Here is a 12,299-nt window from a genome sequence, read left to right on the forward strand (position 1 = left end):
TCGGTCAGGGGTTGCCGGCAGTGAAATCCGGCAACCCGCTGATCGGCCTGTCGAAGCGGTAAGGTATCGACTCTAGCGCCAACCCCACATTGCGCTGCACCACAAAATGCAGGTGCGGCCCAGTGCTGTTGCCGGTATTGCCCGACTTGGCCAGCATCTGGCCCTGCCGTACCCGTTGCCCCTCCGCTACCACCACCGAACCACGCATCAGGTGGAGGTATACGCCCATGGTGCCATCCGGGTGCAAAATCCTGACAAAGTTACCCGAGGGGTTGGGGCCGCGCCCGCTCTGGCTGTTCTGCGTCTTCACCACCACCCCTTCCCGCGCCGCGATGATGGGTGTGCCTTCGGGCATGGCGATATCCATGGCGTAGCGCCCTCGGGGCCCAAAATGACTGACACGGCCATTGGGGCCCTGAGTGACGCGGAACGGCCCGCCAATCCACGGGAACGCATAGCGGAAGCCCTGGGGCCGTTTGCCCGGGTCACCCATGGCCTGCAGCAGGGTCGAACGGTAGTTCAGCAGCAGCCCGGGCCGCCCCCTGAGCACACTGAGCATCTGCGTGGTACGCGGCGGCAGCAGCCGACGCACGATACGCGGGGCATCGCCGCCTTGTGCGTTGACCAGGTTGTCCAGCCGCAACTCTACCTCTACCGGCACATGCAGCTCGTTTCGTGCCGAAAAGCTCACGCCACCGTCGAAGGTTTTCGCGTTCAGCAGTACCTGGCCTTCGAGCGTTTCGACCATGGGTTCGAGCAACACCAAGGGCTTGGCGCCGGGGCCAGGGCGGTCGGAATAGGAGACGACACCGGAATCGTCAGTGATCTTGTAGAGCGTCACGCCCTGGCTCGACGCCGAGGCCATGAGCAATGCACAGAACAGCAGCAGGCGCGCGGGCATGATAGTGGCTTTTTGACAGTTATGATCTGTCGAAGCCTAGCAGCGGGTTTTACGGTAGGTATTGCAGTTGGTCGGATGGGGCAACTCGGGCTTGGGCAGGAGCACCCGTGTGCTGCTCCTGCCCAAAGCATGACGCGGGGCCGGGGTCAGGCACCGGGGGTGAAGTGCTTCTGCGCAGTGCCGCGGGCAATCAACCGAGACAGGTAGTCGAGCTTCTGGGCATCCTGGTCGACAAACTTGAACGTCAACTGCAACCAGTCGCTGTCAGGTTTTGGCTCCAGCGCCGCCACCGCATGCAGGTAGCCGTTCAGGCGAGCAACTTCGGCACTTTCGCCCTGCTCCAGGTCCAGCACCGCACCTTCCAGCACCTGTGGCAGCACTTCGCTGCGGCGTACCACCAGCAGTGCCTCTTTCAGGCTCAACGCCTTGATCACGCATGGCTGCATGCCACTGGCCAGGCGCAGCTGGCCCTGGCCACGGCCGCTCGGCGCGGGGGCGGCAGGTGCGGGCGCCGCGACCAAAGGCTTGACCGGTGCCGGTGTCGGCGCCGCCACCTTGACCGCTTCGGGCTTGCCCGCAGTCAGCGCGTTCAACGAGTCGTTGGCAAACGCCGGGTTGGCTCGCGCCGGGCCGGTGGCCATCAGGCTGTCGAGCTTACCGATCTTGGTCAGGGCTTTCTTTACCTTGGTCAGCAGTTGCTCGTTGGTGAACGGCTTGCCTACAAAATCGGAAACGCCCGCCTGGATCGCCTGAATGACGTTCTCCTTGTCGCCACGGCTGGTCACCATGATGAACTGCAGGTTCTTCAGTGCAGGCTGCTGACGGCACCAGGTCAGCAGTTCCAGGCCTGACATTTCCGGCATTTCCCAGTCGCAGAGGACCAGATCGAACGCTTCCTTGCCGAGCATGGCCATGGCCTTGCGACCGTTGACCGCGTCGTCGATGGCCATACCCGGGAAGGCGTTGCGCAGACACTTGCGGACCAGATCACGGATAAACGGGGCGTCATCCACGACCAGCACATTCACTTTACTCATCGATACTCCTTATGAATCCCGACTAGCCTACTGCCAAATAATGGCTATTTGCTACAACCTGGTCACGCCGGGACTTCTTCACATCGTTCGCGGGTGCCTGCCGGCTCTCGACCGCAAACGAAAACGCCCGGCCAAGGCCGGGCGTCGATGCTCGGGAGCAACCTTACTTATCGTCAGATTCACCCGGAACATTAGCCTTTTCGCCGTTGGCGACAGCAGTGCCCTGCACTTCTGCCGTCATGCGCTTGAGGCCCATGTGGCGCACGTCGGTGCCGCGCACCAGGTAGATCACCAGTTCGGAGATGTTGCGCGCATGGTCGCCAATACGCTCCAGCGAGCGCAGCACCCAGATCACGCTCAGCACCCGCGAGATAGAGCGCGGGTCTTCCATCATGTAGGTCACCAGCTCACGCAGCGCAGTCTTGTATTCGCGGTCGATGGTCTTGTCGTACTGGGCCACCGACAGTGCCAGGTCGGCGTCGAAGCGGGCAAAGGCGTCCAGCGCATCCCGGACCATGTTGCGCACCTGGTCGCCAATGTGGCGAACCTCGACATAACCACGCGGCGACTCGCCCTCTTCGCACAGCTGGATGGCGCGGCGGGCGATCTTGGTCGACTCGTCACCGATGCGTTCCAGGTCAATCACCGACTTGGAAATGCTGATGATCAGGCGCAGGTCCGAGGCCGCTGGCTGGCGGCGGGCGAGGATGCGCAAGCACTCCTCGTCGATGTTGCGCTCCATCTGGTTGATCTGCTCGTCAACCTCGCGCACCTGCTGGGCCAGACCAGAGTCGGCTTCGATCAGCGCGGTAACCGCGTCGTTGACCTGCTTTTCCACCAGCCCGCCCATGGCCAGCAGGTGGCTGCGCACCTCTTCCAGCTCGGCGTTGAACTGCTGGGAAATGTGATGGGTAAGGCTTTCTTTGTTGATCATCGTTTTGTCCTTTGGTAGCGCGGCCCTGTAGGAGCGGGTTCACCCGCGAACACCGGCAACGCCGGTGCCAGACACCGAGGTGCCTGTTTCGCGAGCGGCGCTTAGCCGTAGCGACCGGTGATGTAGTCTTCGGTCTGCTTCTTCGCCGGGTTGGTGAACAGGGTATCGGTATCCCCGAATTCGACCAGTTTGCCCATGTACATGAACGCGGTGTAATCCGAAACACGCGCCGCTTGCTGCATGTTGTGGGTCACGATGACAATGGTGTACTTGGATTTCAATTCATAGATCAGTTCTTCGACCTTCAAGGTCGAGATCGGGTCCAGCGCCGAGCACGGTTCGTCAAGCAGCAGCACCTCCGGCTCCACGGCAATGGTGCGGGCGATGACCAGACGCTGCTGCTGGCCACCGGACAGGCCCAGCGCCGACTCGTGCAGGCGGTCCTTGACCTCGTCCCACAAGGCCGCACCCTTCAACGCCCACTCGACGGCCTCATCAAGCACGCGCTTCTTGTTGATGCCCTGGATGCGCAGGCCGTAGACCACGTTCTCGTAGATGGTCTTGGGGAACGGGTTCGGCTTCTGGAACACCATGCCCACACGCCGGCGCAGTTCGGCAACGTCTTCGCCCTTGCGGTAGATGTTGTTGCCGTACAGGTTGATGGCACCTTCCACACGGCAACCGTCAACCAGGTCGTTCATCCGGTTGAAGGTGCGCAGCAGGGTCGACTTGCCGCAGCCGGATGGGCCGATGAAGGCGGTCACACGCTGCTTCGGGATGTTCATCTGCACGTCGAACAGCGCTTGCTTGTCGCCATAGAACAGGCTCAGGCCCGGCACTTCGATGGCCACGGTTTCTTCAGCCATTCGCAGGCTTTGCTTGTTGCGGCCCAGGGCAGACATGTCGATGCCATGGGTGTGGGAATCTTGCTGCATGGTCAACTCCATACGCTATCAAGTCGTTTCAAAGGGCCGCCCGGCTTACGGGCGGCACGCTTGCAATCAGGGTCAGCCGTCCAGCGCCTTGTACTTCTCGCGCAGGTGGTTGCGAATCCACACGGCAGAGAGGTTGAGGGTCGCGATCACCAGCACCAGCAGCAGCGCAGTGGCATAAACCAGCGGCCGCGCAGCTTCGACGTTCGGGCTCTGGAAGCCGACGTCATAGATGTGGAAGCCCAGGTGCATGATCTTCTGGTCCAGGTGCAGGTACGGGTAGTTACCATCCACCGGCAGCGACGGCGCCAGCTTCACCACACCTACCAGCATCAGCGGCGCCACTTCGCCGGCGGCACGGGCCACGGCGAGGATCATGCCCGTCATCATGGCCGGGCTGGCCATGGGCAGGACGATTTTCCACAGGGTCTCGGCCTTGGTTGCGCCCAACGCCAGCGAGCCTTCACGCACGGTGCGCGGGATTCGCGCCAGGCCTTCTTCGGTGGCCACGATCACCACCGGTACCGCCAGCAATGCCAGGGTCAGCGATGCCCACAGCAGGCCCGGGGTACCCAGGGTCGGCGCCGGCAACGCTTCGGGGAAGAACAGGCGGTCGATCGAGCCGCCCAGCACATAGACGAAGAAGCCCAGACCGAACACACCGTAGACGATCGCAGGAACACCGGCCAGGTTGTTCACCGCAATACGGATAAGCCGGGTGACCGGGCCCTGCCTGGCGTATTCACGCAAGTACACGGCAGCCAGCACGCCAAACGGGGTAACGATCACGGCCATGATCAGGGTCATCATCACGGTACCGAAGATGGCCGGGAAGATACCGCCCTCGGTGTTGGCTTCACGCGGGTCGTCGCTGAGGAACTCCCAGACCTTGCCGAAGTAGGTGCCCAACTTGGTAAACGCCGACATGCCGTTCGGCTGAACGGCATGCACCACCTTGCTCAGGTTGATTTCCACTTCACGGCCGTTGCCATCCCGGGCCACCAGGCTGTCGCGGGAGAAAGCCTGGTGCAGGCCGGTCAGGCGTTCTTCGATAGCCTTGTAGCGGCTGTTCAGTTCGGCACGGTCGGCGTCCATGTCGGCCTGGGCGGCGGCGTCCAGCTTGCCATCCAGCTCCAGCTTGCGCGCTTGCAGGCGCAGGCGCTCAAGGCCATGGTTGATGGCACCGATGTCCTTTTTCTCCAGCTGCTGCAGCTCGCTGTTGAGCTGGTTGGCACGCTTGAGGCGGGCCTGCAGTTCGTTCCAGGCAGCGGGGCCTTCGGCAACCACACGGCCCTGTTCCTTGACGCTGACCAGGTAGCCATAGAAGTTGCCCCACTCGCGGCGCTCAAGGGCCATCAGGTCAGCCGGACGCTGTTCGTCGACCAGCCAGTCGCCGACCACCCAGGTAAAGTCGCTGCCGTTGAGGTCGCGGTTACCCACCTTGATCAGCTCCCGGGTCATGAACTCCGGACCCTGGTCCGGTACCGGCAGGCCAGCACCCTTCAGACGAGCTCGGGGTACTTCCTCCTTCTGCACCACTTCGCCAATGACAACGTGATCGGCCTGGCCCGGCACCTTGTAGGTGGCCTGGACAAGATCGGCTGGCCAGAAGTGGCCCAGGCCGCGCACGGCGATCACCGCCAGCAGGCCGACGGTCATGATCACGGCCATGGCCACCGCGCCGCCGCTCATCCAGACGCCTGGGGCGCCGCTCTTGAACCAGCCTTTGAGGGAATCCTTTTTCACGGATCGCTACCTTTCTATCAAAGCGACGAGTATTTCTTGCGCAGACGCTGGCGAATCAGCTCGGCCAAGGTGTTCATGATGAAGGTGAACATCAGCAGCACCAGGGCGGCCAGGAACAGCACGCGATAGTGGCTGCCACCGACTTCCGACTCCGGCATTTCCACGGCCACGTTGGCGGCCAGGGTGCGCATGCCCTCGAACAGGTTCATCTCCATCACCGGTGTGTTGCCGGTGGCCATCAGCACGATCATGGTCTCGCCAACCGCACGGCCCAAGCCGATCATCAACGCCGAGAAGATGCCCGGGCTGGCGGTGAGGATGACCACGCGAGTCAGGGTCTGCCAAGGCGTCGCGCCCAGTGCCAGCGAGCCCAGGGTCAGACTGCGCGGCACACTGAACACGGCATCTTCGGCAATCGAGTAGATGTTCGGGATGACCGCGAAGCCCATGGCGATACCGACTACTAGGGCGTTGCGCTGGTCGTAGGTGATGCCTAAGTCGTTGGTGATCCACAGGCGCATGTCACCGCCGAAGAACCAGCTTTCCAGGTGCGGGCTCATGGTCAGGGCGAACCAGCCGGTGAACAGGATGACCGGAATCAGGATCGCCGCTTCCCAACCATCCGGTACACGCAGGCGGATCGACTCCGGCAGCCGGCTCCAGAAGAAGCCGGCCAGCAGGATACCGATCGGCATCAGCAGGAACAGGCTGAACACACCGGGCAGGTGGCCTTCCAGGTACGGGGCCAGGAACAGGCCGGCGAAGAAGCCGAGGATCACCGTTGGCATCGCTTCCATCAGCTCGATCACCGGCTTGACCTTGCGGCGCATGCGCGGGGCCATGAAGTAGGCGGTGTAGATGGCTGCGGCAATGGCCAGCGGGGCGGCCAGGATCATGGCGTAGAACGCGGCCTTCAGGGTTCCGAAGGTCAGCGGCGACAGGCTCAGTTTAGGCTCGAAGTCAGTGTTCGAAGCGGTCGATTGCCAGACGTACTTCGGCTCGTCGTAGTTCTCGTACCACACCTTGCCCCACAGCGCGCTGAACGAAACTTCCGGGTGCGGGTTGCGCAGGCTAAACGGCAACAATTTGCCGCCTTCTTCGATGATGATGCGGTTGGCGCGTGGCGACAGGGCCAGCGTGCCAGGGCCTTCGGCAGCCGGCTCTACCAGCAGGGTTCGGTGTGCAGTGCTGTGGAACACGCCCAGTTTGCCTTCGGCGTCGAGGGCGATGAAGCCCTTGCGGCGCTCTTCGGCGTCGATCTGCACGATCGGCGCCTTGCCCATCTGGAAGGTACGGATCTGCTTGAAGCGCGATTCGCCATCCGGGTCGCGGGCCATGAACCACTGGGCCAGTCCGCCCTTGGAGTCACCGATGATCAGCGAAATGCCGCCAACCAGCTGGCCCGTGGCAGTAATTTCGGTGTCGGCGCTATCAGACAACTTGTAACGGCCGTTGAGGCTCTTGTCGCGCAGGCTGAACACGTCGGCCGTGGCGCGGCCGTTGATCACGTACAGCCAGTGCTGGCGTGGGTCGATGAAGATATTCTTCACCGTCTCGGTCATTTGCGGCAGTTCGATGCGGTTCTGCTCGGTGGTGACCTCTTCGGTCATCATGTTTTCCGTGCGCGTCAGCTCGACCACCTGCAGCTGAGCACCGGTAGAGCCGGCCAGCAGCAGGGTGTCACCATTGACGTTGACGCTGACGTGGTCCAGCGCACGCCCCTGCTCGTCGAGCACGAACGATTGCTCGCCGTACGGATAGTCGATGCCAGGGGTGATGGTTTTCTTGTTGTCCGGGTAGGTGATCTTGTAGGTGTGGTGGAACACCAGGGCCTGACCATTGGACAAGCCCAGCACCATCAGCGCGCTGCCCGGCTGGTCAGTACTGATGGAAGTAACCTGGGTGTCCGCCGGCACTGCCAGATCGACACGCTTGAGTTCGTTACCGGTCTTGGTATCGAAGAACAATGCCTGGCCCTTGTCCGAAACACGCATCCCCACCTGATTCTGCTCTTCAAGCGCGATCATCAGTGGCTTACCGGCATCCTGCTGCAGCCATGTCGGCTCCAGGGCTTTCTTGCTGGTCAGCTCGGCGCCCTGGAACAGTGGCAACACCACATAAGCCAGGTAGAAGAAGATCAACGTGATTGCCGCCAATACGGCAAGCCCGCCTACCAGCACATACCAGCGGGTCAGGCGGTCCTTGAGCGCGCGCATGCGGCGCTTGCGTTGCAACTCGGGCGTATTGAAATCAATGCGCACGGGCTGGGAGTTTTGGGTCATGTTGGAATTGGCCAGATCATTCATGCGCACACCCTAGCGGTCCCGTGTGACAAAAACATTACAAAGTGGTGACGCGCGAAAGCCCGCCGCACAGGGGACCTGGCTTCGGACTGGAAATTCGTGGAAGAGGCCGGGCTGTGGCACCGGCCTCCTCTTAATTACTTACTTCTTTGCAACGTTACCGGCGTGCGACAGGCCCAGGTCAGCCAGGGTCTTGTCGACGACTTTGGCCGGCAGCGGGATGTAGCCATCCTTCACCACCACCTGCTGGCCCGCTTGCGACAGCACCAGCTTGACGAACTCGGCTTCCAGCGGGGCCAGAGGCTTGTTCGGCGCCTTGTTGACGTAGACGTACAGGAAGCGCGACAGCGGGTAAGTGCCGTTCAGGGCGTTGGCTTCATTGTCTTCAATAAACTCACCGCCGTCTTTCTTGGCCAGGGCTACGGTCTTCACGCTGGCGGTCTTGTAACCGATGCCCGAGTAGCCGATGCCGTTCAGCGAGGAGCTGATCGACTGCACGACCGAAGCCGAGCCAGGCTGTTCGTTGACGTTAGGCTTGAAGTCGCCTTTGCACAGGGCTTCTTCCTTGAAGTAGCCGTAGGTGCCCGATACCGAGTTGCGGCCGAACAGCTGGATTGGCTTGTTGGCCAGGTCGCCGGTCACACCGACGTCGCCCCAGGTCTTGATCTCGGCCTTGCCACCGCACAGGCGAGTGGAAGAGAAGATGGCGTCAACCTGAGCCATGGTCAGGCCCTTGATTGGGTTGTCCTTGTGCACGAACACTGCCAGGGCGTCGACGGCGACCGGGATGGCGGTCGGCTTGTAGCCGTACTTCTGCTCGAAGGCTTGCAGCTCGACGTCCTTCATCTTGCGGCTCATCGGGCCGAGGTTGGCGGTGCCTTCGGTCAGCGCGGGTGGCGCGGTAGAGGAGCCGGCAGCCTGGATCTGGATGTTTACGTTCGGATATTCCTTCTTGTAGGCCTCGGCCCACAGAGTCATGAGGTTCGCGAGGGTGTCGGAACCGACGCTGGAGAGGTTGCCCGAAACACCCGTGGTCTTGGTGTAGGTCGGGATCGCAGGATCGACAGCGGCTACCGCGTTGGCGGTTGCAACGCCAGCGGCGGCAAAGGTAAGGGCCGCCATCAAACGCTTCAGTTTCATGCCTTGCTCCTAGCAGGAATATTGGGGTGTTGGATGGAACGGGCCCAAGTATCGGCAGGCCGCATGAACACGATATGACTTCATTATGACAATTGGATGAAAGGCCATCACTGAAAGCAGGTGTGGCCTCTTCGCGGCTAAAGCCGCTCCTACAGGTTCGGTGTCGGCCTTGACGCCTGTGCAAAACCCTGTAGGAGCGGCTTTAGACGCGAAGAGGCCAGTAGCCGTAGCGCAGATCAGCGCTTGTTGGCGAGCAGATACAGGCCCACGGCCAGACCGACGGCGCACAGGCCTGCCACGTAGTAGGCAGGCGCCATCGGGCTCACCTTCAGCAGTGCGGTCACCACCATCGGTGTCAGCCCACCAAAGATCGCGTAGGCCACGTTGTACGAGAACGACAACCCGCTGAAACGCACCACCGCCGGGAACGCCTTGACCATCACATAAGGCACTGCGCCAATCACACCCACGCACAGGCCGGTCACGGCATACAGCGGGAACAGCAGCTCGGGCCGGGTCGGCAGGCTGTGGTAGAAGGTCCAGGAGCTGGCCAGCAGCAGCAGGCTGCCGATCACGAACACGCGGCCTGCACCAAAGCGGTCGGCCAGGCTGCCGGCACCTATACAACCAAAGCTGAGCAACACGATGGCCAGGCTGTTGGCTTTGAGCGAGTCGGTCGGGCTGATGTGGTAGAAGCTCTGCAGCAGCGCCGGGGTCATCAGGATGACCACCACGATGCCGGCTGAAAGCATCCAGGTCAGCAGCATGGACAGGATGATCGGACCACGGTGGTCACGCAGCACGGCGCGCAGAGGCAACTCCTCGGCCAGTGCCTTGCGTTGCTGCATTTCGGCGAACACCGGGGTCTCGTGCAGCCAACGGCGCAGATACACCGAGAACAGGCCGAACACACCGCCAAGCAGGAACGGGATACGCCAGGCGTAGTCAGCCACTTCTTCCGCGCTGTACACGCTGTTGATCAAGGTCGCTACCAGCGAGCCCAGCAGAATGCCGGCAGTCAGGCCGGCGGTAAGGGTGCCGCAGGCATAGCCGGTGTTGCGAGCCGGCACGTGTTCAGAGACGAACACCCATGCGCCCGGTACTTCGCCGCCGATTGCCGCGCCCTGGATCACACGCATCAGCAACAGCAGGATCGGTGCCCACATACCGATCTGCGCATACGTCGGCAGCAGGCCCATGATCAGGGTCGGCAGGGCCATCATGAAGATGCTCAGGGTGAACATCTTCTTGCGCCCGAGCAAGTCGCCGAAGTGGGCCATGATGATGCCGCCCAGCGGCCGCGCCAGGTAGCCGGCGGCGAAGATGCCGAACGTTTGCATCAGCCGCAGCCACTCGGGCATGTCGGCCGGGAAGAACAACTTGCCCACCACCGTCGCGAAGAACACGAAGATGATGAAATCGTAGAACTCCAGCGCGCCGCCCAGGGCGGACAGTGAGAGGGTCTTGTAGTCGCTGCGGGTCAGCGGCCGCGAGGGCTGCTCGATACTGCTGGGCACGGAAGTCATCGCTCGTTGTTCTCTTTATAGGGCATGCAGGCCGCTTGGCGCGCGGCTTCTGGATTGGGAGACAGGCGAAGATAGCAAATTGCCGAGCTACGCCGAAAGCGATACAAAATCCACACAGATATTCGTGAATGCGCGGTCGTCGCTGGCCGTTATGCCCTATATACTGGCATTTCGTAGGATTATGTTGCTCCTAACGTGGGATGTTGTGCGAAAACGCCGGTCACTATTGTCAGGCGGTTTCGCAGAGTTTCCCTACGGCCGCCCAGTGAAACGAAATCGGCGTAGTATGTTTCAAGCTGAATCGTTTACCCGGCCTTTGCGCCACACCAACGAAAAGCGTCACGGGTCAGAGGCCCCATCGCATGATTGAGCTCGAACAAGAAGATCCAATCCCGCAAGGCGACCTGGCCTTGCAAATCACCGCATTGCCGCGAGAAACCAACGGTTTCGGCGATATTTTCGGCGGTTGGCTGGTTGCCCAGATGGACCTGGCAGGCACGGCCATGGCCAGCCGTGTCGCCGGCGGCCGCGTAGCCACCGTAGCCATCGACCGCATGGCCTTCCTGGTGCCCGTCGCGGTCGGCGCACAGCTGTCTTTCTATACCCAGACCTTGGAAATCGGCCGCAGCTCGATCCAGATGATGGTCGAAGTGTGGAGCGACGACCCGCTGTCCAGCGAATGGCGCAAGGTCACAGAAGCGGTATTCGTCTTCGTCGCCATCGACGGCAGTGGTCGTACCCGCTCGGTGCCTCGTCGCTGAGCCACGCTGGCGGTAAACTCATTGCATCTGCCCGGGTCCAAGGCCCACTGGCAATCAATGAGAAGAACGCAATGGCTACCTTTCAGGTCGTAACCGAGCAACATGGCGGACTCAACTGCTGGCGTATCAGCAGTGACCGTGCCGAACTCCTGATCGCCCAGCAGGGCGCACAGGTCCTCAGCTACCAGCAGGTGGGCGAACCGCCGCTGCTGTGGCTGAGCGACCAGGCCATCTTCCGCCAGGGCAAGTCGGTACGCGCCGGGGTACCGGTGTGCTGGCCATGGTTTGGCAACCTGCAGCGCAACCCTGAGGCCGTCCAGGCCATGTACCAGGGAACACCGGCGCCTGCCCACGGGCTTGCGCGCACGCGTGACTGGAAATTGCTGGGTATCGAAGAAGTGGGCGAGGCCCTGCGGATCGAGTTCGAACTGCCTGAAGCGCGGGGCGACCTGCCCGGTTGGCCCCATGATGTCGAGCTGAAACTGGTGGTGGAGATGGGCGCAGACCTGACACTGAGCCTGACCAGCCGCAACATGGGCAATACCCCCGTGACCATCAGCCAGGCCCTGCATAGCTACTTCGCGGTCAGCGATGTGCGCCAGGCGCGGGTCGAGGGTGTCGACGGGCTGGGTTATATCGAGACCCTGGCGGGCTGGGAACAACGCCAGCAGCAGGGGGCACTGACGTTTGCCGGGGAGACGGACCGAATCTACCTGAACACCCCGCAGACCCTCAGCATCGTCGACCCGCATTGGAATCGGCGGATTACCTTGACCAGCAGCGGCTCGCGCTCGGCGGTGATCTGGAACCCGTGGACCGAGCGGGCGAAGGAGCTGGCGGACATGGCTGATGATGGCTGGCAGCGGATGTTGTGCATCGAGACGGCGAATGTGTGGGATGACCTGGTGGAGTTGAAGCCTGGGCACAGCAGTTCGCTAGCGGTCAGGATTGTCAGCGAAATGATCTGAGTTTTACGGTGCCTGTGCCGGCCTCTTCGCGGGTAAACCCGCTCCTACAGA

Annotated in this window: 10 protein-coding genes; 2 read left to right on the top strand and 8 right to left on the bottom strand. The window is 62.0% G+C overall.

Annotated features, from left to right (window positions below; genetic code table 11):
- Window positions 1–4 precede the first annotated feature (4 nt).
- The 8 genes from ACK59Z_RS01035 to ACK59Z_RS01070 form a co-directional block, all read right to left on the bottom strand.
- The gene (locus tag ACK59Z_RS01035) at window positions 5–901 is read right to left on the bottom strand and encodes a peptidoglycan DD-metalloendopeptidase family protein (RefSeq protein WP_108192086.1); all 897 of its coding nucleotides are present in this window, start codon (window positions 899–901) and stop codon (window positions 5–7) included.
- A 146-nt stretch (window positions 902–1,047) separates the two neighbouring features.
- Window positions 1,048–1,938, bottom strand: a complete 891-nt coding sequence (locus ACK59Z_RS01040; RefSeq protein WP_108192087.1) for a response regulator — start codon at window positions 1,936–1,938, stop codon at window positions 1,048–1,050.
- Between the two features lie 163 nt (window positions 1,939–2,101).
- On the bottom strand, window positions 2,102–2,872 hold the full coding sequence (phoU, locus tag ACK59Z_RS01045; RefSeq protein ID WP_003253329.1) for a phosphate signaling complex protein PhoU: 771 nt from the start codon (window positions 2,870–2,872) through the stop codon (window positions 2,102–2,104).
- Between the two features lie 101 nt (window positions 2,873–2,973).
- Window positions 2,974–3,807: a phosphate ABC transporter ATP-binding protein PstB gene (pstB, locus tag ACK59Z_RS01050; protein ID WP_003253327.1), complete on the bottom strand. Its 834-nt coding sequence runs from the start codon at window positions 3,805–3,807 to the stop codon at window positions 2,974–2,976.
- A 72-nt stretch (window positions 3,808–3,879) separates the two neighbouring features.
- The gene (gene pstA / locus ACK59Z_RS01055) at window positions 3,880–5,496 is read right to left on the bottom strand and encodes a phosphate ABC transporter permease PstA (protein ID WP_173881456.1); all 1,617 of its coding nucleotides are present in this window, start codon (window positions 5,494–5,496) and stop codon (window positions 3,880–3,882) included.
- A gap of 71 nt (window positions 5,497–5,567) precedes the next feature.
- Window positions 5,568–7,856: an ABC transporter permease subunit gene (locus ACK59Z_RS01060; protein ID WP_108192088.1), complete on the bottom strand. Its 2,289-nt coding sequence runs from the start codon at window positions 7,854–7,856 to the stop codon at window positions 5,568–5,570.
- A 138-nt stretch (window positions 7,857–7,994) separates the two neighbouring features.
- Window positions 7,995–8,993: a phosphate ABC transporter substrate-binding protein PstS gene (locus ACK59Z_RS01065; protein ID WP_014861173.1), complete on the bottom strand. Its 999-nt coding sequence runs from the start codon at window positions 8,991–8,993 to the stop codon at window positions 7,995–7,997.
- A gap of 236 nt (window positions 8,994–9,229) precedes the next feature.
- The gene (locus ACK59Z_RS01070) at window positions 9,230–10,519 is read right to left on the bottom strand and encodes an MFS transporter (RefSeq protein ID WP_003253318.1); all 1,290 of its coding nucleotides are present in this window, start codon (window positions 10,517–10,519) and stop codon (window positions 9,230–9,232) included.
- A 362-nt stretch (window positions 10,520–10,881) separates the two neighbouring features.
- Between ACK59Z_RS01070 and ACK59Z_RS01075 the strand changes: the two genes are divergently transcribed.
- Together ACK59Z_RS01075 and ACK59Z_RS01080 are read left to right on the top strand one after the other, a co-directional pair.
- A complete protein-coding gene (locus ACK59Z_RS01075; RefSeq protein WP_003253317.1) occupies window positions 10,882–11,280 on the top strand; it encodes an acyl-CoA thioesterase in 399 nt (132 codons plus the stop codon).
- 71 nt (window positions 11,281–11,351) lie between these two features.
- Window positions 11,352–12,248: a D-hexose-6-phosphate mutarotase gene (locus ACK59Z_RS01080; RefSeq protein WP_409292120.1), complete on the top strand. Its 897-nt coding sequence runs from the start codon at window positions 11,352–11,354 to the stop codon at window positions 12,246–12,248.
- Window positions 12,249–12,299: the final 51 nt, after the last annotated feature.

This window comes from Pseudomonas sp. KCJK9058 (genome assembly GCF_046230975.1).
GTDB classification, from domain to species: Bacteria; Pseudomonadota; Gammaproteobacteria; order Pseudomonadales; family Pseudomonadaceae; genus Aquipseudomonas; species Aquipseudomonas alloputida.

What these genes read in the sequence shown, in the direction of transcription:
- ACK59Z_RS01035 (WP_108192086.1), bottom strand. Translation starts at nt 901, where the DNA reads ATGCCCGCGCGCCTGCTGCTGTTCTGTGCATTGCTCATGGCCTCGGCG.
- ACK59Z_RS01040 (WP_108192087.1), bottom strand. Translation starts at nt 1,938, where the DNA reads ATGAGTAAAGTGAATGTGCTGGTCGTGGATGACGCCCCGTTTATCCGT.
- phoU (WP_003253329.1), bottom strand. Translation starts at nt 2,872, where the DNA reads ATGATCAACAAAGAAAGCCTTACCCATCACATTTCCCAGCAGTTCAAC.
- pstB (WP_003253327.1), bottom strand. Translation starts at nt 3,807, where the DNA reads ATGCAGCAAGATTCCCACACCCATGGCATCGACATGTCTGCCCTGGGC.
- pstA (WP_173881456.1), bottom strand. Translation starts at nt 5,496, where the DNA reads ATGAGCGGCGGCGCGGTGGCCATGGCCGTGATCATGACCGTCGGCCTG.
- ACK59Z_RS01060 (WP_108192088.1), bottom strand. Translation starts at nt 7,856, where the DNA reads ATGAATGATCTGGCCAATTCCAACATGACCCAAAACTCCCAGCCCGTG.
- ACK59Z_RS01065 (WP_014861173.1), bottom strand. Translation starts at nt 8,993, where the DNA reads ATGAAACTGAAGCGTTTGATGGCGGCCCTTACCTTTGCCGCCGCTGGC.
- ACK59Z_RS01070 (WP_003253318.1), bottom strand. Translation starts at nt 10,519, where the DNA reads ATGACTTCCGTGCCCAGCAGTATCGAGCAGCCCTCGCGGCCGCTGACC.
- ACK59Z_RS01075 (WP_003253317.1), top strand. Translation starts at nt 10,882, where the DNA reads ATGATTGAGCTCGAACAAGAAGATCCAATCCCGCAAGGCGACCTGGCC.
- ACK59Z_RS01080 (WP_409292120.1), top strand. Translation starts at nt 11,352, where the DNA reads ATGGCTACCTTTCAGGTCGTAACCGAGCAACATGGCGGACTCAACTGC.